General features: G+C 68.1%; 20 protein-coding genes. 1 reads left to right on the forward strand and 19 read right to left on the reverse strand.

What is annotated here, in order from left to right; all coding sequences use genetic code 11:
- Positions 1-27: 27 nt before the first annotated feature.
- The 8 genes from uvrC to ILP86_RS11215 form a co-directional block, all read right to left on the reverse strand.
- Positions 28-1,932 (reverse strand): excinuclease ABC subunit UvrC, encoded by a 1,905-nt coding sequence (gene uvrC / locus ILP86_RS11180; RefSeq protein WP_193761922.1) that lies wholly within the window; start codon positions 1,930-1,932, stop codon positions 28-30.
- Entirely contained in the window at positions 1,932-4,820 is a 2,889-nt protein-coding gene (gene uvrA, locus ILP86_RS11185) for an excinuclease ABC subunit UvrA (protein WP_113680975.1), read from the reverse strand. Before uvrA ends, uvrC begins: the two co-directional genes overlap by 1 nt.
- Positions 4,821-4,829: 9 nt before the next feature.
- A complete protein-coding gene (locus ILP86_RS11190; protein ID WP_193761923.1) occupies positions 4,830-5,426 on the reverse strand; it encodes a hypothetical protein in 597 nt (198 codons plus the stop codon).
- Positions 5,423-6,736 (reverse strand): DUF58 domain-containing protein, encoded by a 1,314-nt coding sequence (locus ILP86_RS11195; RefSeq protein WP_308431916.1) that lies wholly within the window; start codon positions 6,734-6,736, stop codon positions 5,423-5,425. Before ILP86_RS11195 ends, ILP86_RS11190 begins: the two co-directional genes overlap by 4 nt.
- Complete coding sequence (locus ILP86_RS11200; protein WP_193761924.1) at positions 6,733-7,704, reverse strand: MoxR family ATPase; 972 nt, start codon at positions 7,702-7,704, stop codon at positions 6,733-6,735. The genes ILP86_RS11195 and ILP86_RS11200 overlap by 4 nt, the downstream gene beginning before the upstream one ends.
- Complete coding sequence (locus tag ILP86_RS11205; protein ID WP_227750954.1) at positions 7,701-8,174, reverse strand: YeaH/YhbH family protein; 474 nt, start codon at positions 8,172-8,174, stop codon at positions 7,701-7,703. Before ILP86_RS11205 ends, ILP86_RS11200 begins: the two co-directional genes overlap by 4 nt.
- Entirely contained in the window at positions 8,171-8,926 is a 756-nt protein-coding gene (locus ILP86_RS11210) for a DUF4129 domain-containing protein (RefSeq protein ID WP_193761925.1), read from the reverse strand. The genes ILP86_RS11205 and ILP86_RS11210 overlap by 4 nt, the downstream gene beginning before the upstream one ends.
- Before the next feature lie 71 nt (positions 8,927-8,997).
- Entirely contained in the window at positions 8,998-9,441 is a 444-nt protein-coding gene (locus ILP86_RS11215) for a MarR family winged helix-turn-helix transcriptional regulator (protein ID WP_193761926.1), read from the reverse strand.
- A gap of 45 nt (positions 9,442-9,486) precedes the next feature.
- On the opposite strand from ILP86_RS11215, the gene ILP86_RS11220 reads away from it, so the two are divergent.
- Positions 9,487-9,729 carry a hypothetical protein gene (locus ILP86_RS11220; RefSeq protein WP_105724504.1) on the forward strand — a complete coding sequence of 81 codons (243 nt, stop codon included), beginning with the start codon at positions 9,487-9,489 and terminating at the stop codon, positions 9,727-9,729.
- Positions 9,730-9,784: 55 nt separating this feature from the next.
- Here ILP86_RS11220 and ILP86_RS11225 read toward each other — a convergent pair whose 3' ends face one another.
- The 11 genes from ILP86_RS11225 to ILP86_RS11275 are packed head-to-tail and all read right to left on the reverse strand — an operon-like array spanning position 9,785 to position 21,571.
- Positions 9,785-10,135 carry a TfoX/Sxy family protein gene (locus ILP86_RS11225; protein WP_218867902.1) on the reverse strand — a complete coding sequence of 117 codons (351 nt, stop codon included), beginning with the start codon at positions 10,133-10,135 and terminating at the stop codon, positions 9,785-9,787.
- Between the two features lie 13 nt (positions 10,136-10,148).
- Complete coding sequence (gene uvrB / locus ILP86_RS11230) at positions 10,149-12,221, reverse strand: excinuclease ABC subunit UvrB (protein WP_046749425.1); 2,073 nt, start codon at positions 12,219-12,221, stop codon at positions 10,149-10,151.
- Between the two features lie 47 nt (positions 12,222-12,268).
- Positions 12,269-13,060, reverse strand: a complete 792-nt coding sequence (locus ILP86_RS11235; protein ID WP_193761927.1) for a GNAT family N-acetyltransferase — start codon at positions 13,058-13,060, stop codon at positions 12,269-12,271.
- 12 nt (positions 13,061-13,072) lie between these two features.
- Complete coding sequence (locus tag ILP86_RS11240) at positions 13,073-14,290, reverse strand: MFS transporter (protein WP_141369306.1); 1,218 nt, start codon at positions 14,288-14,290, stop codon at positions 13,073-13,075.
- Positions 14,287-14,886, reverse strand: a complete 600-nt coding sequence (coaE, locus tag ILP86_RS11245; RefSeq protein ID WP_058632240.1) for a dephospho-CoA kinase — start codon at positions 14,884-14,886, stop codon at positions 14,287-14,289. Before coaE ends, ILP86_RS11240 begins: the two co-directional genes overlap by 4 nt.
- 31 nt (positions 14,887-14,917) lie before the next feature.
- Positions 14,918-15,505 (reverse strand): CoA-binding protein, encoded by a 588-nt coding sequence (locus ILP86_RS11250; protein ID WP_227750955.1) that lies wholly within the window; start codon positions 15,503-15,505, stop codon positions 14,918-14,920.
- Complete coding sequence (locus ILP86_RS11255; RefSeq protein WP_193761928.1) at positions 15,502-16,806, reverse strand: O-acetylhomoserine aminocarboxypropyltransferase/cysteine synthase family protein; 1,305 nt, start codon at positions 16,804-16,806, stop codon at positions 15,502-15,504. Before ILP86_RS11255 ends, ILP86_RS11250 begins: the two co-directional genes overlap by 4 nt.
- 25 nt (positions 16,807-16,831) lie before the next feature.
- The gene (gene acs / locus ILP86_RS11260) at positions 16,832-18,838 is read right to left on the reverse strand and encodes an acetate--CoA ligase (RefSeq protein WP_193761929.1); all 2,007 of its coding nucleotides are present in this window, start codon (positions 18,836-18,838) and stop codon (positions 16,832-16,834) included.
- On the reverse strand, positions 18,829-19,689 hold the full coding sequence (locus ILP86_RS11265; protein WP_058632237.1) for an ABC transporter permease: 861 nt from the start codon (positions 19,687-19,689) through the stop codon (positions 18,829-18,831). The genes acs and ILP86_RS11265 overlap by 10 nt, the downstream gene beginning before the upstream one ends.
- Positions 19,686-20,726 (reverse strand): aliphatic sulfonate ABC transporter substrate-binding protein, encoded by a 1,041-nt coding sequence (locus ILP86_RS11270; protein ID WP_141369298.1) that lies wholly within the window; start codon positions 20,724-20,726, stop codon positions 19,686-19,688. Before ILP86_RS11270 ends, ILP86_RS11265 begins: the two co-directional genes overlap by 4 nt.
- Positions 20,723-21,571, reverse strand: coding sequence for an ABC transporter ATP-binding protein (locus ILP86_RS11275; protein WP_046749288.1), 849 nt, complete (start codon positions 21,569-21,571; stop codon positions 20,723-20,725). Before ILP86_RS11275 ends, ILP86_RS11270 begins: the two co-directional genes overlap by 4 nt.
- Positions 21,572-21,681: the final 110 nt, after the last annotated feature.

Raw genomic sequence — 21,681 nt, forward strand, 5'->3', positions numbered from 1 at the left:
TGCTCCCTCTCCCCCTCGACCTCCAGCCTAGCGAGTGGAGAGGTGCGTGTGGATGTTCTGGGCGAGCACGGGACCGATCCCCTGGACCTCTTCGATCTGCCCCGGTTCTGCCGCGCGAAGAGCGGTGACCGAGCCGAAGTGCTTGAGCAGCACCTTGATGCGCGCGGCACCCAGCCCGGGAACCTCGGCGAGGACGGAGCCGATGTCGTTCCGCCGCTTCTTGCGCTGATGCGTGATCGCGAACCGGTGTGCCTCGTCGCGAAGCCGCTGCAACAGATAGAGGGCTTCGCTCGTGCGCGGGAGGATCACCGGGAAGTCCTCGCCGGGAAGCCAGACTTCTTCGAGTCGCTTCGCTATGCCGCACACCGCGATCTCGGTGTGTCCCGCATCACGGAGCGCCCTGGCCGCCGCTTCGACCTGAGGCTGTCCGCCGTCGACCAGAAGCAGCTGCGGTGGATACGCGAAGCGGGGCTTCCGACGTGCTGTCGCCTCGCCGACGTCTTCCCCGACGACCTCGTCTGTCGTCGGGTCGATGGCCTCCGGCTCTTCGGGTCGGTCGAGGTAGGCCAAGCGACGACGGAGCACCTGATACATCGAGTCGGTGTCATCCGTGGTCTCGGCGATGTTGAACGAGCGGTACTGGTCCTTGCGGGGAAGGCCGTCTTCGAACACCACCATCGAGGCGACGACATTCGTGCCGCCGAGGTGCGAGATGTCGAAGCACTCGATCCGCAGCGGCGCTTCGTCCATCCCGAGCGCCTCCTGCAGGTCAGTGAGAGCCTGCGTGCGGGCGACGTAGTCGGTCGTGCGCCGTGTCTTGTGACGGATCAACGCCTGCTGTGCGTTCAAGGTCGCCGTGCGCATGAGATCTGCGCGTTGGCCGCGTTGAGCCACCGCGATCTCGACCTTCTTGCCGCGGCGTTCACGCAGCCACAGCTCGAGCTCCGCGGCGTCGTCGGGCAGCGTGGGCACCAGGATACGCCGCGGCACGTCCTGCGCTTCGCCGTAGGCCTGCTGGAGAACCTGCTCGACGAGTTCGCCGCTGGAGATGTCGATCTCCTTCTCGATCGTCAGAGCACGCACACCACGGACCCTGCCGCCGCGGATGACGAAGTGCTGCACCGCCGCCGCCAACTCGTCCTCGGCGATGCCGAACAGGTCGGCGTCCTCATCACTGGGGAGCACGAGTGCACTCTTGCCCAGCACAGCTTCGATGGCCGAGAGCTTGTCCCGATACTTGGCTGCGGCCTCGTAGTCCATCGCCGCCGACGCGGCCAGCATCCGCTTCGTGAGCTCGCGCGTGAAGCGCTCATCACCACCGGCCATGAAGGCGACGAAGTCGTCGACCATGGCACGGTGCTCCTCGATGCTCACCGTCATCGAGCACGGACCACCGCACTTGCCGATCTGGCCGGGGAAGCACGGCCTGCCCGTCTGCATGGCGCGACGGTAGCTGGCGTCACTGCAGGTGCGGATCGGGAACGCCTTGATCATCAGGTCGATCGTCTCGTGCACGGCCCACACCTTCGGGAAAGGGCCGAAGTAGCGAGCGCCGGGGATCTTCCGGTTGCGCGTGACGATCACACGCGGTGCTTCGTCTGCGAGCGTGACAGCCATGAAGGGATAGGACTTGTCGTCCTTGTACCGCACGTTGAAGGGCGGATCGAACTCCTTGATCCACATGTACTCGAGCTGGAGCGAGTCGACATCGGTCGGGACCACCGTCCACTCGACGGACGACGCCGTCGTGACCATGCGTCGGGTCCGCTCGTGCAGGGTCCGCAGCGGCGCGAAGTAGTTCGACAGCCGCTGCCGGAGGTTCTTCGCCTTCCCCACGTAGAGCACGCGACCGGCCGAGTCGCGGAACCGGTACACGCCGGGGTCGGTGGGTATCTCTCCGGCCCGCGGCTTGTACGGCAACACGTCGGCCATCAGCTGGCCTTCCGCGCGGAGCGCCCCTCACCCAGGATCTCGGCGAGGAAGAGACCGGTGTGGCTCTCCTCGACGCGCGCGATCTGCTCCGGGGTACCCGTGGCGACGATCTGTCCGCCGCCCGAACCGCCCTCAGGGCCGAGATCGATCACCCAGTCCGCGGACTTGATCACGTCGAGGTTGTGCTCGATCACGATGACCGTGTTGCCCTTGTCGACCAGTCCGTTGAGCACTTCGAGGAGCTTGCGGACGTCTTCGAAGTGCAGACCCGTCGTCGGCTCGTCGAGCACGTAGATGCTGCGTCCGTTGCTGCGTCGCTGGAGCTCGGTCGCGAGCTTGACGCGCTGCGCCTCACCACCGGACAGGGTCGTCGCCGACTGGCCGAGTCGCACGTACCCGAGCCCGACGTCGACGAGCGTCTTCATGTAGCGGTGGATCGCCTGGATCGGCTCGAAGAACTCGGCTGCCTCCTCGATCGGCATCTCGAGCACCTCGGCGATGTTCTTGCCCTTGTAGTGCACGGCGAGCGTGTCGCGGTTGTAGCGCTTGCCGTGGCAGACCTCGCAGTCGACGTACACATCGGGCAGGAAGTTCATCTCGATCTTGATCGTGCCGTCGCCTGAGCAGGCCTCGCACCGGCCGCCCTTGACGTTGAAGCTGAAGCGTCCGGGCTGGTAACCGCGGACCTTCGCTTCGGGCGTCTCGCTGAACAGGGTGCGGATGCGGTCGAACACTCCCGTGTACGTGGCCGGGTTCGACCTCGGGGTGCGACCGATCGGGGCCTGGTCGACGTGCACGACCTTGTCGAGGTTGTCGAGTCCGGTGACCCGCGTGTGCTTGCCGGGGACGGTTCTCGCACCGTTCAGCCGCGACGCCAGCACCTGGTACAGGATGTCGTTGACGAGAGACGACTTCCCGGAGCCGCTGACCCCGGTGACTGCGGTGAGGACGCCGAGCGGGAAGTCTGCGGTGACATTGCGGAGGTTGTTCGCCCGAGCGCCCACGACGCTCAGCATCCGCTTCTTGTCGATCTTCCTGCGCTTCTTCGGCATGGGGATCTCACGACGGCCGGACAGGTACTCCCCGGTCATGGATTCCGTGTCGGCGAGCAGGGCGGAGTACGGTCCGGAGTGGACCACCGCACCGCCGTTGACGCCCGCGCCGGGGCCGATGTCGACGACCCAGTCCGCTGCTTCGATCGTCTCTTCGTCGTGCTCCACCACGATCAGCGTGTTGCCGAGGTCGCGCAGCGTGAGCAGCGTCTCGATCAGACGGCGGTTGTCGCGCTGATGTAGACCGATCGACGGCTCGTCCAGGACATAGAGGACTCCGGTCAGTCCGGAGCCGATCTGCGTCGCGAGACGGATGCGCTGAGCCTCACCACCGGACAGCGACCCCGCCGAGCGGCTGAGGTTGAGGTAGGACAGACCCACCTGCAGCAGGAAATCGAGACGAAGGCGGATCTCACGCAGCACCTGAGCGGCGATCTTGGCTTCACGCTCGGTGAGTGTGAGCGTCTCCATGAAGGCACGCGCGTCGGCCAGGCTCAGGTGCGAGACCTCGGCGATCGAGTGCCCGTGCACCTGCACCGCGAGGACCTCGGGCTTGAGCCTGTCGCCGTCGCACACGGGGCACGGCACCTCGCGGAGGTACTCGCCCCAGCGGTTGCGCTGGTTGTCCGACTCGGCCTGCAGGTACTGGCGCTCGATGTACGGGACCACGCCCTCGAAACCCGAGGTGTAGCGCATCTCGCGACCGTAGCGGTTCTTCCACTTCACGGAGACCTTGTAGTTCTCGCCACGCAGCACAGCGTTCTGCACATCGGAATGCAGTTCACGCCACGGAGTGTCCAACGAGAAGTCGAGGTCGTTCGACAGTCCCTCGAGCAGTCGCTCGTAGTACTGGAACAGCCCCTTGCCCTGCGTGGTCCACGGGATGATGACGCCCTCGCGGATCGACAGGTCTTCGTCACCGAGCATCAGGTCGACGTCGACGGACATGCGCGTGCCGAGGCCGGAGCATGCGGGACAGGCTCCGAACGGCGCGTTGAACGAGAACGTGCGCGGTTCGATCTCGGTGAGCGTGAGAGCGTGGCCGTTCGGACAGGCGAGCTTCTCGGAGAAGGTCTGCCAGGCGTCGTCGCCCTCGCCGTCGACGTAGTTGATCTGCACCACACCGCCGGCGAGTCCCAGCGCAGTCTCGACCGAGTCGGTCACGCGTCCGAGGATGTCGTCGGATGCGACCAGGCGGTCGACCACCACGGCGATGTCGTGCTTGTAGCTCTTCTTGAGCGTGGGAGGCTCGGCCAGCTGGATGAGGTCGCCGTCGACGATCGCGCGTGAGTACCCCTTCGCGCCCAGTTCCCGGAAAAGGTCGACGAACTCGCCCTTCTTCTGCGAGACGATCGGCGCGACCACCTGATACCGCGTGCGCTCGGGGAGCTCCATGAGCTGATCCGCGATCTGCTGCACCGTCTGACGCTGGATCCGCTCGCCGCACTCAGGACAGTGCGGGATGCCGATGCGCGCCCAGAGCAGTCGCATGTAGTCGTAGATCTCGGTGATCGTGCCGACCGTGGACCGCGGGTTGCGGTTGGTCGACTTCTGGTCGATCGAGACGGCGGGGCTCAGCCCTTCGATGAAATCGACGTCGGGCCGATCGACCTGACCGAGGAACTGGCGCGCGTACGCGCTCAGCGATTCGACATAGCGGCGCTGCCCCTCGGCGAAGATCGTGTCGAACGCGAGGCTGGACTTTCCCGATCCGGACAGGCCGGTGAACACGACGAGCGAGTCGCGGGGAATGTCGATGTCGACGTTCTTGAGATTGTGGACGCGGGCACCGCGGACACTGAGTTTTCCGGGGGAGGCAACGGGGACGATGGGCACCGGACAAGTCTACGAGGGGCCACGGACATTGGCTCCGTCGTGCCGCACCGCGATGCTCTCCCCCTCCACCTGTTCGGACTCTCGGGGGTGAGCGTCCGCTCTCCGGGCGGCGTGCAGGGCCAGCAGAACTCCGACGGCGAGCGCCGCGGCGGCGAGCGGTGCGAGCGGGGTGAGGCCGTGCACGACATCCGAAGGCGCGAGCAGCCACACGCCGAACACGACGGGCTGCGCCAGCAGCTGGATGACGAGGAGACGCGCGAGACTCGACCCCAGAACGGGAAGCGCGACACGCGAGGAGATCGGGATCACCAGGCTCAACGATCCGAGCACGTGGATCGCATGCACGAGCAGCACGGCCAGAGCGGTGCGCCCCGGATCCGGGTCCGTCAGGAGAATGCCGAACACGAGGCATGCGGCTGCCAGCCAGGCGGCCAGGGAACGTGGGAGCACGACGGCGAGCGCTGCGGCGATCACGGCGACGCCCTGCCACAACGGGAAGGGGACGAGCACGAGCGCCCCTCCCCACGCGATACCCACCACCAGCAGTCGGACGACGACCCCCGGAACGGCCGCCCGCACCCGGAACGATCGGAGTCGGCGCCTCACCTCCGTACCATCCGCATCCGTTGCTGGCGAAGAGCCGCGAGCCTCATCGCGACGTCGGCATCGGAATCCGTCCATCTGACGACCTCGACGCCGGCGTGCTCGAGCTCGACGAGGATGTCGGAGCGCTCCGCCAGCAGGGTGCGCAACGCGATGCGCTGTTCACGCGTGAGTCGGCTCTCCTCCGGTGCAGGGAGGACGTCGACGGCCACCACGGCGTGTCCTGACGCCCGCCAGCGAGTGACCAGCTGAGCGGCGGCGCCGTCGAAGAACGTCGAGAGCACGAAGATGATGGAACCCGGCGGCACGACCGGCGACCGGCGATACCGGGGGTCGCCCTCACTCTGACCCGTCGCCGCGATCACGTCGCGAAGGCCGGCGAGGTGACGCGGGCCGCCGCCGGCGGGAAGGCTCCGGCCGCCGGGCGACAGTGCGTGGTACGACACGCGATCCCTGACGCCGATCGCAGCGGTCGCGATCGACAGCGCGGCTTCGCGGGCGTGGTCCAGGGAGGTGACACCCGATCGGTCGGCGTCGTCCGTTCCCCAGGATGCGACGACCGTTCCCAGGTCCTCTGCGGTGTCGATCGCGATCACCACCGATGAGTCGCTGAGGGCGGCGGTGCGTCGCACGAGCAGGTCGCCGGGTCGACGGGCGGCGCGCGCGGTCGCCCGCCAGTCGACACGACGCAGCTCGTCACCGGGGGCGAACGGATGGATGTCTCGGAAATCGCCGCCCTGTCCGGGCCGAGACCCCTCGTGGGCGCCGTGCAGGCCCGTGAGCCGTGGCGCGACCGGCAGCTGCCCGATGCGCTCCTGCCTCGGTGGCGTGTGCCACTCCAGCGCGACGCGGGGTGCCGGCTCCGACACCCAGGCGCCGTCGAGAGCCACTCCTCGGGCCGTCACGCCGAGGAGCTCGACAGGACCAGAGTGCTGCAGCCGGTTGCGCGATGTCAGGATGGAGCGCCCCGGCAACACGTCGGCGACCCCGGACCGCCGTTCCTCCTGGTCGACCGCGACCTGGAGCCAGCCGGTGTCGAGGTCGGCGCCCACCGCCCCCAACACATCCGACGAAGGGGCGGAACCCTCCGGCCGTGCCCGCAGCTCGATCGACAGCACGCCGTCGCGGGGACGGCGCAGCAGTACCCACACCGTCGCCAGTGCGAGCGGGAGACCGATACCGACCACATCGGGCCGAGAGAACACGAGGCCGGCGGCTGGGACGATCGCGGAACCCGCGAGTCCTATCGCGATCACAGGCGTCCGACTCCAGCGCACATGCGAGCGCGCCGTGACGCGGACCGACTCTGTCACCGTACTGCAGCCACTGTCGGAGGAACCGGAGTCACCTCGACCACCGTCGCGACGACCGAACGAGGATCCACTCCCTGGGCCCAGGCCTGCGGCGTCAGCGTGAGTCGGTGAGCGAGGACGGACCCCGCGATGCGCTTGATGTCGTCCGGTCGGACGTAGTCGCGATCATCCAGGGCGGCGAGTGCTCGACCGAGCAGGACGAGAGCCTGTGATCCCCGAGGAGAGGCACCGACGGCGACGTGCGCCGCGTCCCGGGTGGCCCTCGTCAGCTCGACGCAGTACCTCGCGACATCGGCATCGACGTGGATCCGTTCGACCGCCGCCTGGATCGCGAGGAGCCCTGCTCCGTCGACGACGGGCTCGACGGAGGCATCCGGGCTCTGCCGTCTCACGCGGTCGAGGATGATGCGGGTCTCGTCCTCCGGCACGGGGTAGCCGACCGCGAGCCGCACCATGAAGCGGTCGAGCTGCGCCTCGGGAAGCGCGTACGTTCCCTCGTACTCGATGGGATTCGACGTGGCGATCACATGGAAGGGACGCGGCAGGGCGAAGCTGTTGCCCTCGACCGTCACCTGACGCTCCGCCATCGCCTCCAGCATCGCCGACTGCGTCTTCGGCGTGGTGCGGTTCACCTCGTCGGCAAGGAGCAATCCGGTGAAGATCGGCCCCGGCCGGAACACGAACTCGCCGGTGGCCGGTGCGTAGACGTAGGAGCCCGTGACATCCCCGGGAAGCATGTCAGGGGTGCACTGCAGACGTCGGAAGTCGAGGCCGAGCGCCGAAGCCAGGCTCCGCGCGGCGAGTGTCTTGCCGAGGCCCGGGACGTCTTCGAACAGCACATGGCCGCCAGCGAGGATCGCGGCGAGGGCGATCGTGAGAGGCTCGTCCATCCCGACGACGGCTCCACGGACGCTGTCGAGCACCCGACGCCCGGTCTCGGCGATCTGCGTGGTCTCCTGGCTGGTCATCCGGGCTCCTCCATGTCGTTGGGGATTCTGTCGATCGCATCGAGCACCATCTCGATGTCGGTGCGCTGCACTTCGCGACGGTGCAGGGCGTCCCGCACCCCCTCGCCGAGGAGTGCGTCGATGCGTGCGTGCTGTGCGGGGTCCTCGAGGTCGAGACCGTGCAGGGCGAGGCGTCTTCGCAGCACCGCCTGCACGCGACGCACGACGACGTGGCCGGCGACCCCCGTGCGGGTGTTGATCGCCCATGCCATGCGGGAGACCTCAGAGCCGTGCGAACTGCGGCTCGGCGCTTCCGGAGGCCACTCGGGTCCGACCTCGATGAACTCCTGACGACAGGCGAAGACCACCGCGAGGGCGAGGATCATCCAGGCGAGCACGAACGGCTCGGGGAACCCCAGCTGTCCGAGCAGGAGGAGGACGCCCGCGGCGCCGATGACACCGACGCTCACGACGAGGACCCGTCTCTTCATCGCCACCCCTCCTGGATGCCGCGAAGACACTCGGCAGCTCGGGCACGATCGTCTTCGTCGGCATCGTGACCGCCGAAGCGGACGCGTTCGTAGAGGCCCAGCAGGGTGACGACGTCGTCGGTGATCCCGGCGCGTCTGCCGATGATGCGCACGGTGAACTCTGAGGGCGTCTCGTTGACACCGCGCCCCGCACCGGCATCCGCCGCGGATTCCTCCAGCCCCACCCACGCCGCGATGATGCTGTCGCCGGGTCGGGACCGGTCATCGACCGTCCGCAGCGCCTCCGCGATGCCGCGCCGGATCGTCGCCTCGTCCGGGGCGCCCCCGGCTGCAGGCACTGCGACGACGTGTGCATCCAAGGCCGACGCCGTTCGGCGCGCGAGAGGACGGTCGCGCCAGAGGCCGACGAGGTAGCGGATCAGGAGGCGGGCGCCGAAGAACACCATCGCGAGCACGGCGGCGAGGACGAGCGCGGCGAGGACGTATCCGATGATCGCGAGCAGCGGAGAGTCCTCCGGTGGATCCATCGGAGGGGGTGCGGTCTCCGCCGGCGCCGTCGGCCCTGTGCCCTCGCCGGCCCGTGGCTCGGCATCGGCGAGCCATCCCCCGAACTGCGGAAGCCCCTGCGCCGCTGCAGCGAACATGATCGTCGCGAAGAAGCCGGCGATCGCGACGAGCGGAAGCAGCAGCATCCGTGGGCGATTCGACCTGGCAGTCTCATGCACCGGGACCGAGGGCTCGGAGCGGGACATGCCCCCACCCTAGGGGCTGCGTCTCCCCCGGACCGCCATCACCTCCGGCAGAGCCGGACGCCGACGACAGGTCAGCCGAGGTCGGGACGGCGCCCGGCGAACGGGCCCAGACCGTCGCGGAGCGCCGCGATCTCGTCGATTCCCATACCGACCGCGGCCATCACCTGGTGAGGAACCTCCACCGCGCGCTCGCGCAGCGCAGCGCCCGCCGCCGTCAGAGTGATCTCGAGTCGCCGCTCGTCCTCGGTGCTTCGCTGACGCGCGACCAGCCCGTCCGCCTCGAGCCTCTTCACCAGCGGGGATGCGGTCGCGGGCTCCATGGCCAGGTCGACGGCCAGGTCGTTCAGCGTGCGAGGAGCTCGTTCCCAGAGCGCCAGCATGACGAGGTACTGCGGGTGCGTCAGGCCGAGTGGCTCGAGGATCGGCCGATACAGGGCGACGACGTTGCGCGCCGCTGTCACCAGGGCGAAGCAGAGCTGGTTCTCGAGCCGGAGCAGGTCGTCGGTGGGGGTCACAAGGGAGACTATACATCTGCACTAATAGTTAGTACACTAATCAACATGGCACAGGACTCCGACCGCCCGCCCCTCCGCACTCGCATCCGCGAAGCAGGAGGACTGTACTCCTGGGTGAACACGAACCTCATCCGGTTCGCAGGACCCGCCTCCGTCGGCCCGTACGAGAAGACGCCCCCACCCAGCGCGGCCGAGCGGGCCGAACGCGCCTGCCCTCTCTGCGGGGCTCCGATGACGCAGCACGAGATCGACCGCTCCGGACCCAAGACGCTGGTGCACTGCCCCTAGGGCGAGCGGATCCCCGCGCCCTGGCACGCGATCGTTGAGAGCGCGAGGATCCGTGTCAGCCCTGCTCCGAGCTCTCCGCCCTCGAAACGGCGGACTCTCGAGCGACATCCAGCCAGAACATGAGCGCTGTGTCGTCTTCGATCGCCGTCTGCGAAACGTCGAGCCACCCCGAACTCATGGTGCGCGCCCCCATCACCGCGCGTGCCGCGCCTGGCTCGGTGAGCAGCGCGGCGCCGTCCTCATCCGCCACACGGACCAGCAGCACTCCCCCGGGACGCGCGCCCACCAGGATGTGCCCGTCGTCGAGGAACGCTCTCGTGCCGAACATGCGCCGCTCTTCGATCTCCGTGTCTGCTCCGAGCAAGGCGCGCACACGATCCGCCAGCTCGTTCCCCGCAGCGTCCATCGTTCGTCCCCGCTTACGCGTGTCCGGCGCGCTCCATGGCGCGGAGTTCCTTCTTGAGATCCTGCACCTCGTCGCGCAGACGCCCGGCGAGCTCGAACTTGAGCTCCGCCGCAGCCGCGAGCATCTGGTCGGACAGATCCTGGATGGTGGCCTCGAGCTGCTGCGCGCCCTCGGCGGCGATCCCGGTACGACGCAGGTTGGGCGTCGGCGATTTGCCCTTGCCCGTCGCGCGGCCACGACCCGACAGCATCTCCGCCGTGTCGGCACCTTCACGGGCCAGCACCTCGGTGATGTCAGCGATGCGCTTGCGGAGCGGCTGCGGATCGATGCCGTTCTCCTTGTTGTACGCGACCTGCTTCTCCCGACGTCGGTCGGTCTCCTCGATCGCCTTCGTCATGGAGTCGGTCATCTTGTCGGCATACATGTGCACTTCACCGGACACGTTTCGTGCCGCACGGCCGATGGTCTGGATCAGAGACGTACCCGAGCGTAGGAACCCCTCCTTGTCGGCGTCGAGAATCGCCACGAGGGAGACCTCTGGAAGGTCGAGGCCCTCGCGCAGGAGGTTGATACCCACGAGAACGTCGTACACGCCAGCGCGCAGCTCACTGAGCAGCTCGACGCGGCGCAGCGTGTCGACATCGGAATGCAGGTAGCGGACACGCACACCGTGCTCGCCGAGGAAGTCGGTGAGCTCCTCGGCCATCTTCTTGGTGAGAGTCGTGACAAGCACACGCTCGTCGCGCTCGACCCGCACGCGGATCTCCTCGAGCAGGTCGTCGATCTGCCCCTTCGACGGCTTCACCACGATCTCCGGGTCGACGAGGCCGGTCGGGCGGATGATCTGCTCGACGACGCCGTCGGCGATCCCCATCTCGTACTTCCCGGGAGTGGCCGAGAGGTACACCGTCTGTCCGATGCGGTTCTTGAACTCGTCCCAGCGCAGCGGACGGTTGTCCATCGCGCTCGGAAGACGGAACCCGTGGTCGACCAGCGTCCGCTTGCGGGATGCGTCGCCCTCGTACATCGCGCCGATCTGCGGCACCGTCACGTGCGACTCGTCGATCACGAGCAGGAAGTCGTCGGGGAAGAAGTCGAGCAGCGTGTGCGGAGGCTCGCCCGGCATGCGACCGTCCATGTGACGCGAGTAGTTCTCGATGCCGGAGCAGAAGCCCAGCTGCTGGAGCATCTCCAGGTCGAAGGTCGTGCGCATGCGCAGACGCTGCGCCTCGAGGAGCTTGCCCTGACGTTCGAACTCGGCGAGGCGCTCTTCCAACTCGTGTTCGATCGTGCCGATGGAGCGCTGGATGACGTCGGTACCGGCCACATAGTGCGATGCCGGGAAGATCGGCACGGCGTCGAGCTTCTCGATGACCTCGCCGGTCAGCGGATGCAGCGAGTACAGCGCCTCGATCTCGTCACCGAACAGCTCGATGCGGATGGCGTGCTCTTCGTAGACGGGGATGATCTCGATGGTGTCTCCGCGCACACGGAAGTTGCCCCGCGAGAAGTCGACATCGTTGCGGTTGTACTGCATGGCGATGAACTGACGGATGAGCGCATCGCGGTCATAGCGCTCCCCCACCTGGAGGGCGACCATGGCCCGCAGATACTCTTCCGGCGCCCCGAGTCCATAGATGCAGGACACTGTGGAGACCACGATGACATCGCGTCGGCTCAACAGCGAGTTGGTCGTCGAATGCCGCAGTCGCTCGACTTCGGAGTTGATCGAGGAGTCCTTCTCGATGAAGGTGTCGGTCTGCGGTACGTACGCCTCCGGCTGGTAGTAGTCGTAGTACGAGACGAAGTACTCGACCGCGTTGTTGGGCATGAGCTCGCGGAACTCGTTCGCGAGCTGGGCGGCGAGGGTCTTGTTGTGCGCGAGCACGAGCGTGGGACGCTGGACCTGTTCGACCAACCAGGCCGTCGTGGCGGACTTGCCGGTACCCGTCGCGCCGAGAAGCACCACGTCTGTCTCACCGGCATTGATGCGCGCCGCCAGATCGGCGATGGCCTTCGGCTGGTCTCCGGCCGGCTCATACTCGCTGATGACCTCGAAGGGGCGGACACTGCGCGTGGGTTGCATACCTCCAGGGTATGCCGCCCCTCCGACATCGAGGCCGTCGCGCAGGATCAGCCTCGCACGGGAGTCCACACGTACGGCGTTGTCGTCGACACCTTCACCAGTCCCGACCGCTCCAGGATCGGGCGCGAGAACTCAGTGGAATCGGAGTGGAGGTAGCGGACCCCACGCGCGAGAGCCGAGCGCGCCCGCTCCGCCGTGAGAGCGCGGTAGATGCCGCGGCCTCGCCACTCCGGGAGCGTCGCACCGCCCCAGAGACCGGCGAACTCGGTGCCGGCCACCGGCTCGAGCCTCCCGGCGCTGATCACCTCGTCGTCCACGACAGCGATCCACAGCTCCGCCGAAGGGTCTTCGCGCAGGTGCACGACGAGCTCCTCCGACCTCGAACGCCAGTCGGGGTCATCGAAGACGCGGCCCTGCATCTCACCCGCCGCGAACACGTCGGCATCACTACGGCTCCGCCTGATCGTGACGTGCTCAGGAACGTCGACGTGCCGCGCGAGCGGGCGGGCCTCACCGATCATGATGGACTCCGGCTCCTCCGGCACGAAGTCGCGAGCGACAAGAGCGTCGTGTAGGCCGGGGGCACGATCGTGACCGCGGGTCTTCCACTCGACCGACCTCACCTCCGGACGCCCCGCGAAGTGGTCGGCCGCCGCGTCGACCAACAGCGCGACGTCGTCCGCATCCACGTCGCCGAGCTCGGCATACGTGACGAAGCCGCGTCCGCCGGGGAACGTCGCCATCAGGAGCGGTCCGTGCGCCACCGCGTTCGATGCCCCCGCGATCTCAGGATGTGTGCGGAGCTGACGGTCGTACGCTTCCAGGAACTGCAGCTGCATGATGAGATCCTCTCAGACGGCGGGGCGGCCGCTCTCGGCACCACGGAGAGCGGCGACCGCCGCGAGCGCGGCAGCACCGCACATCGCGACGATGACGGCGACGAACCAGCCCCAGGTCGTCGCACCGAACACGAGACCGAGCAGCCACCCGAACACACTCGACCCGGCGTAGTAGGCGAAGTAGTACAGCGAGGATGCCTGTGCCCTGCTGGCGGGGTCCGCCGCGACGGGCGTCCACCCCGAGGCGATGGCGTGCGCGCCGAAGAACCCCGCCGTGAACAGCACGAGCCCGGCCAGGACGACGCCGGCCACCGGAAGCAGCAGCAGTGCGGCACCCACGGCCATCACTCCGATCGAGGAGAGCAGGACCGGGAATCGCCCGGCCCGCGAGGCGAGCGCCCCGGCCCACGGCGACGACACCGTGCCGGCCAGGTATGCCAGGAACAGCAGGGTGACCAGCCAGGCGGGAAGGAGGAACGGTGCGGCCGAGAGATGGAACCCGAGGTAGTTGTACACCGCGACGAAGGCACCCATCAGCAGGAATCCCTGCGCGTACAGGGCCCACTGCAGAGGTGAACGCAGAGGCGCCAGGAGCTTCGCCAGGATGCCGGGCCCTCGATCGGCGCGCAGACGACCGGGGACGAATCCCCTGGCGCGGGGTGTGAGCCAGAGGAAAAGAACGGCGGCGAGCCCGCACATGACAGCGACCGAGAGGATGCCGGTCCGCCAGCCTCCCACTTCCCCGATGATCCCCGAGACGATGCGCCCGAGCAGTCCACCGACCGTGGTCCCGGCGATGTAGCTCCCCGCGGCAGCGGCGGTATGACGTACTTCGACCTCTTCGCTGAGATAGGCCAGTGCCACTGCGGGTACGGCCCCCAGCGCCATCCCCTCCGCGAATCGCAGGACCAGCAGCGCGGCGATCTCTCCGCTCAGCGGAGCGACGAGGCCGAGTCCCGTGGCGGTGAGCACCCCGGTGGCCATGGCAGGCACGCGACCGATGCGATCGGCCACCATCGACCAGGGGATGACGGCCAGCGCCAAGCCGAGCGTGGCAGCCGACACACTCAGCGCAGCCGTCGCCGGCGTGACCGAGAGCTCGGCCGAGATCTGCGGCAGCACGGCCTGTGCCGAATACAGCTGGGCGAAAGTCGCGACCCCGGCGAAGAACAGACCGACGAGGAGCCGGCGGTACTCGCGTGATCCCGGGGTGTGACCCGCGAACGTCACCGTGAACTGATCCGCTGCCAGAGGGCGTCGGCCTGCTCGATCGTGCTCTCCACGGTGCCCGACGTATCGATCACGACGTCGGCGATCGCGAGACGGCGGTCGTCGGATACCTGGGCGTCGATACGCTCCTGCGCTGCACCCTCACCCATGCCGCGCAGCTCGACGAGACGCTCGCGGCGCACGTCAGCCGGCGCGTGCGCGACGACGATGAGATCCCAGGGATCGTCTACCCTCGCCTCGACCAGGAGCGGCACGTCGTAGACGACCACGGCATCCGCGTCGCCGCGGACGGCCGCATCGAAGCGCCGCTGGGATTCCTCACGGACTGCGGGGTGGACGATCGCGTTGAGCTGCGCGAGGAGACCCGCATCGCCGAACACCTTCGCACCGAGCGCCGCCCTGTCGAGGGAGCCGTCCGAGGAGATGACGTCGTCGCCGAAGGTCTCGGCGATCCTGACGAGCACCGGCGAACCGGGAGACTGCACATCGCGAACAATCTGATCGGCGTCGACGATGACGGCACCGTGCTCGGCCAGGCGGCGGGCGATGGTCGACTTCCCGGAAGCGATACCGCCGGTGAGTGCGATGAGAGGCATGCGGTCAGTCTAGGCTTCGCCCCGACGCGACTCATCTCGCGCGCAACTGGCGACGGGAGCTGATCACACCGGTATCGAAGCCGGCCAGGTGGAGTCCGCCATGGAACCGCGCGTGCTCGATCTTGATGCAAAGGTCCATCACCACGGACAGCCCCGCGCCCTCGGCGATCGCCGCGGCATCCTCGTTCCACGAGCCCAGCTGCAGCCACAGCGTCTGCGCGCCCGCGTCGATGGCCTCCTGTGCCACGCCGGGGAGGTCGTCGTGGCGTCGGAACACGTCGACGATGTCGGGGACGACGGGCAGATCGCTCAGGGTCGCGTAGACGGGCTGCCCGAGGATCTCGGTCTCCCGCGGGTTCACCAGGTAGACGTCGTAGTTCGTGCTGGAGAGCAGGTAGGTCGCGACGAAGTAGGACGCGCGGGCGGGGTTGTTCGACGCCCCGACGATCGCGATCGACCTCGCGCGTCGCAGCAGGCCGAATCGCTCCTGCTGGTTCGGTCCGCTCCAGGTGCGCCCCGGCACCGCGACCGCGACGGGAGTCCCACCGGGCAGTGCACACGTCGCCGCATCGGTCACAGCCGGCAGCGCGCAGGCATCGCCCGAACTCGTCGTGCTCATCGGTTCGCTCCCGTCGCCGTGGTGAGGGCCTGGTCGAGGTCCCAGATGATGTCGTCGGCGTCTTCCAGACCGACTGAGATGCGGATGAGGTCGGGACGCACGCCCGCGGCGACCAGCTGATCCTCTGTGAGCTGCCGGTGCGTCGTCGAGGCCGGATGGATCACGAGCGTGCGCGCGTCGCCGATGTTCGCGAGGTGCGAGGCCAGTTGCAGATTCTCGATCAGGGTCTCCCCCGCCGCGCGACCGTCCGGCGCCGCGACCCCGAACGCGAACACCGAGCCGGGACCGAGAGGCAGGTACTTGGCTGCGCGTGCGTGGTGCGGGTGTCCTTCGAGCCCGGCCCAGGTGACGTAGGCCACACGAGGGTCCGAGGCGAGCCAGTCCGCGACGACGCGGGCGTTCGCGAGGTGGGCGTCTATGCGCTGTGGAAGGGTCTCGATCCCCTGGAGGAGGTTGAACGCCGACTGCGGGCTGAGCGCGGGGCCGATGTCCCGCAGTTGCTCGGAACGGAGCTTGGTGAGGAAGCCGTACTCGCCGAGGTTGTCCCACCACTTGATGCCGCCGTACGACTCGACGGGTTCGGTCATCTGCGGGAACTTGCCGTTGCCCCAGTCGAAAGCGCCCTTCTCGATGACGACGCCGCCGAGGGTGGTGCCGTGTCCTCCGAGGAACTTCGTCACGGAGTGGATGACGATGTCGGCGCCGTGCTCGAGCGGACGGGCGAGGTAGGGCGTGGCGAGCGTCGCGTCGACCACGAGCGGGACACCGGCCGCGTGGGCGATCTCGGCGAGTCCTTCGATGTCGGCGATCTCCCCGGAAGGGTTGCCGATCATCTCGACGTAGACCACCTTCGTCTCCGGACGGATCGCGGCGGCGAAGTCCTCGGGATAGGTCGAGGCGACGAACGTGGTCTCGACCCCGAAGCGACGCAGCGTGACGTCGAGCTGCGTGACCGTGCCACCGTAGAGCTGGGCGGCGGCGACGACATGATCGCCTGCTCCGACCAGGGCCGCGAACGTGATGAACTCCGCGCTCATCCCGGAAGCCGTCGCGACGGCGCCGATTCCACCCTCCAGCGATGCGAGGCGCTCTTCGAGAGCCGCGACCGTCGGGTTTCCGATACGCGAGTAGATGTTGCCGTACTTCTGCAGGGCGAACAGGTTGCCGGCATCCGCGGCGTCGTCGAAGACGAACGAGGTGGTCTGGTAGATCGGCACCGCCCTGGCCCCGGTGGCGGCATCCGGCGTTCCCCCCGCATGGAGGGCTCTGGTGCGGAATCCGAAGCGGTGTTCTTCGGTCATGATGTCCTCGATTCAGAAGCGGAGTTCAAGAGCGCAGTTCCGCTGTGGAGAGCACGTCGGCGATGTCCGCGACGGCCCAGGGATTCTGCAACGACGTCGTGTCACCGAGCTGCAGGGCCTCGCGACCCTGCCTTCGTGCCTGCTCGGCCTCCCAGAGCTGCGCCAGGAGCCGGCGCATGATCTTGCCCGACCGGGTCTTGGGCAGGTCGGGGACCACGACGATGTGCTTCGGCTTGGCGACGGGGCCGATCGACCGCGCGACCTGAGCGCGGAGGTCGGCCGGCGTCACCTCGGCCCGGCCCGAAGCCGTCACGAACGCGACGACGGCCTGGCCGGTGACGGGGTCGGAGACCCCGGCTGAACCGGCTTCGCCGACGGTGTCGTGAGCGACGAGGGCCGACTCGATCTCGATGGTGGAGAGTCGGTGACCCGAGACGTTGACGACGTCATCGAGTCGCCCGAGGATCCAGATGTACCCGTCGATGTCGACGGTCGCCCCGTCGCCGGCGACGTAGAAGCCGCCGAACTCTCCCCGACCGGCGTAGGCCGACCAGTACGAGTCGCGATAGCGCTCCGGATCACCCCAGACGGTGCGGGCCATGCCCGGCCAGGGTCGGCGCACGACGAGCGTCCCCGAACGTCCCGGTTCGACCGGATGCCCCTCGGCATCGACCACCGCGGCATCGATCCCCGGGAGCGGCACCGAGGCCGAGCCCGGCTTGAGGCGCGTGACGCCCGGCAGCGGGGCGATCATCGCGGCACCGGTCTCGGACTGCCACCAGGTGTCGATCACCGGCAGCGCATCCCGGCCGAAGTTCTTCCGGAACCATACCCACGCCTCGGGGTTGATCGCCTCGCCCACCGTACCGAGCAGACGGAGCGTCGAGAGGTCGTGGCCCCCAGGGAGATCGGCGCCGAACCAGGTCATGAAGGTACGGATCAGCGTGGGCGCCGTGTAGTAGACGGTCACGCCGTAGCGCTCGATGATCTCGAGGTGTCGCTCCCGGTGCGGCGAGTCCGGCGTGCCTTCGTAGATGACCTGGGTCAGCCCGTTCGACAGCGGACCGTAGATCTCGTAGGTGTGCGCGGTCACCCAGGCCAGATCGGCCGTGCACCAGTGCACGTCGTCGGGCTTCGCGTCGAAATGCGCCCAGTGCGCCCAGCTCGCCTGCGTGAGGTACCCGCCCGACGTATGGACGAGTCCCTTCGGCTTCCCGGTGGTGCCGGACGTGTAGATGATGAAGAGAGGATGCTCGGCATCGAACGCCGGGGCGTCGTGCGCCGGCGATGCCGTGTCGACCACCTCGTGCCACCAGACGTCCCGACCTTCGGTCCACGGCACCTGCTGGCCCGTGCGTCGGAGCACGAGCACATGCTCGAGGTCGGGGAGGTCCGCGGCCGCCGCATCGGCCGTCGACTTCACCTCGGTGGCGGTGCCGCGTCGGAACTGTCCGTCGCTCGTCACCAGCAGCTTCGCTCCGGTGTCCTCGAGACGGAAGCGCACGGCCTCCGCGGAGAATCCCCCGAACACCAGGGAGTGCACGGCTCCGATCCGGGCACAGGCGAGCGTGATGACGATCGTCTCCACGAGCACGGGCAGGTAGATCACCACACGATCACCCGGCTCGATGCCGAGCGCCACGAGAGCATTCGCGGCGCGTGCGACCCGCTGCTGCAGATCGGAGTACGTCACCGCGATGCGGTCGCCCGGCTCCCCTTCGAAGTACAGCGCCACCTTGGCTCCCCGACCGGCATCGACGTGCCGGTCCACGCAGTTGACGGCCACGTTGATCCGCCCTCCGACGAACCAGCGCGCGGCGGGAACCGCATCTCCGATCGGAGGCTCCCACTCGTGCGCGGTGTCCCACGGTTTCGCCCAGTCGAGGCGTCGAGCGGCCTCCTCCCAGAACGCGACGGGATCCGCTGCCGCGCGCGCATAGGCCTCACCGGAGACGTTCGCCTCCGGGAAGTCGTTCGACGGCGCGTAGACGCGTGTCTCCTGCAGTCGGGCCTCGGTCACGCTCACACCCACCGTCGCAGCAGATACTTCTCTGCCAGGGCGAGGACTCCGTTGGTCACCGTACCGAGCAATGCCAGCAGCACGATCGAGAGCAGGATCCGATCGACACGGCCACTGTTCTGGGAGTCGGTCAGCAGGAAGCCGAGGCCCATCGAGGAAGCGATGAGCTCTGCGGCCACCAGGAACAGCCACGCCTGTGCGAGCGCGAGGCGGAGCCCGGACACGACGGACGGTACGACCGCGGGCAGCTGCACGATGCGGAACAGTGACCATCCGCGCAGGCTGAACGAGCGCCCGGCCTCGACGAGCTGCGGATCCACGTGTCGGAGCGCCGAGGCGACGGTCGTGTAGACGGGGAAGAACGCTCCGATCGCGATCAGCGTGACCTTCGACTCCTCACCGATCTGCATCCAGAGGATGAGCAGCGGCACCCAGGCCAACGAGGGCACAGCCCTCACGGCGGCGAGCGTCGGGCTCAGCAGCACGTCCCCGAGCCGTGACAGGCCCACCACACCGGCCGCGGCGAGTCCGATCACCGAGCCGATCGCGAATCCGAGCAGTACGCGCTGCACCGAGATGGCGATGTGCGTCCAGAGCTGCCCGGTCTCGGCCAGCTCGATGCCTGCCTGGAGGACCGAGACGGGTGTGGGCAGACGGTAGGGCGGGACGAGTCCGTTCGTCGTCACCACCTGCCAGACGATCAGGATGATCGCCGGGAGCAGCAGCCCTGCCACGATCCGCACGACGGGGCGGTCCCAGGATCGTCGTGCGCTGCGGTTCGGACGTCGGAGCTCGCCCTTGGCGAAGTCGAGCGCGTCCCGCGAGTCCGCGGGCACGAGCACGCGCTGGTCGAGTTCGCTCACTCGCCGCCGACCGCCTTCTCGGCGAACGTCGCGTTCACGATCGAGGACAGCGCCTTGTCCACCGACTCCTTGCCGCCCTGCACGTCGCCGGACTCGACGAGCACGGGCGCGATCTTCTCCAGGACGCCGATCTGATCGTCACCCGGGATGCCGCTCACGTCGAGGTTCGAACGCTCCTGGATCACGGTGGTGGCGACGCCGATGTCGATGCCTGCCACCTCGGCGAGGAGCGCTGCCGTCTCGTCGGGGTTCGCCAGCGCCCACTCTCGTGCCTTCTCGTACGCATCCACGACCGCTTGCGCGAGGTCGGGGTGGTTCGTGATGAAGTCCTCGGTCGCGTTCAGGAACCCGTACGTGTTGAAGTCGACGTTGCGGTAGACGAGCTTGTCGCCCGACTCCGCCTCGGCGGCTGCCATGATCGGGTCGAGGCCGGACCACGCATCGACCGAACCGCCGTCGAGGGCGGCACGACCGTCCGCGTGCTGAAGGTTCTGCACCTCGACGTCCGACAGCGACAGGCCCCCTTCTTCGAGCGCCTGGAGCAGGAAGAAGTACGGGTCGGTCCCCTTGGTCGCGGCGACGGACTTCCCCGTGAGGTCTTCGATCGACGTGATGTCGCTGTCCGGTCCGACGACGATCGCCGCCCACTCGGGCTGCGAGAAGATGTCGATGACCTGGATGGGCGAGCCGTTCGCTCGGGCCAGGAGCGCTGCGGAGCCGGCCGTCGAGCCGACGTCGACCGAACCGGACCGCAGCAGTTCGTTCGCCTTGTTCGAGCCGGCGGACTGCACCCACTCCACGGTGACGTCATCTCCGAGGATGTCCTCCAGGATGCCCTGGTCGCGGATCACCAGGCTCAACGGGTTGTATGTCGCGAAATCGATCGACAGCGTGTCGGACGACCATTCGGTCGTGCCGGATGTGGGCTTCGCGTCAGTGGCAGCAGCGTTCTCTCCGGCGACGCAGCCGGTGGCGACGAGCATCATCGTCCCCGCGATGGCGATCGCAGGGATGATTCGGCGGGTGGTGATGCTCATCGGGTCTCCTCGGCGGTGCGGTGGTGGGTGTCTACGCCGAGGCCCTCGAGGAGCTCGGCGCGCAGGTCGGCGAGACCACGATCGGCGCGGTCACGGGGACGGGCGCCTGGCACGGTGATCGTGCGGGCGATGGATGACTCGTCAGGCCGGGTCGCGCTCAGCGTGCGCAGGAGCAGGACGCGATCGGCGAGATAGAGCGCTTCCTCGACATCGTGCGTCACGAGGAGCACGGTGGTCGGCTCTGCGGCGTGGATCTTCAGCAGCAGATCGTGCATCCGCAGGCGCGTGAGCGCGTCGAGCGCCCCGAAAGGCTCATCGAGCAGCAGGACACCGGGGTTCCTGGCAAGGGCTCTGGCGAGGGATGCACGCTGCGCCATCCCGCCGGATACCTCTCGCGGTCGCTGATCGGCGGCATCGTCGAGGCCGACCAGGTGCAGAAGTTCTCGTACACGATCGCGTCCCGCGCGGCGCGCGGTGCCCCGCGGCAGGCCCAGTTCGACGTTCTGGGCAATCGTGCGCCACGGGAGCAGTCGTGGCTCCTGGAAGGCGACGGCGGTGCGGTCGTCGACCGCCGCTACGGGTGTGTCCTCGAGGCGGATGGCGCCCCGTGTCGGGGAGTCCAGACCGCCGACCAGACGGAGGAGCGTCGACTTTCCGCAGCCGGAAGGCCCGACGACGGCGACGATCTCTCCGGCGGAGACCTCGAGGTCCACGCCGCGCAGGACGTCGCGGCGTCCCCGCGCGAGAGGGAAGGACCGTTCTACACCTTCGAGCCGCACTTCCTGCGCTGCACCGGCCGCCGCAGAGGCATCGGTCGTATGCGGCGCCGGCAGCAGGGTGGTCATATGCCCATGCTGGCCGAGCGCGTGGCCTGTTACGAATGCGGTCGTAATGTTGCGTCACGGGCGGGCAGCCGCGGTCCGCACATGCGAAACGGGCCGCCACACCCACCCGA

It is taken from the genome of Microbacterium sp. R1, assembly GCF_015159725.1.
GTDB lineage: Bacteria > Actinomycetota > Actinomycetes > Actinomycetales > Microbacteriaceae > Microbacterium > Microbacterium oxydans.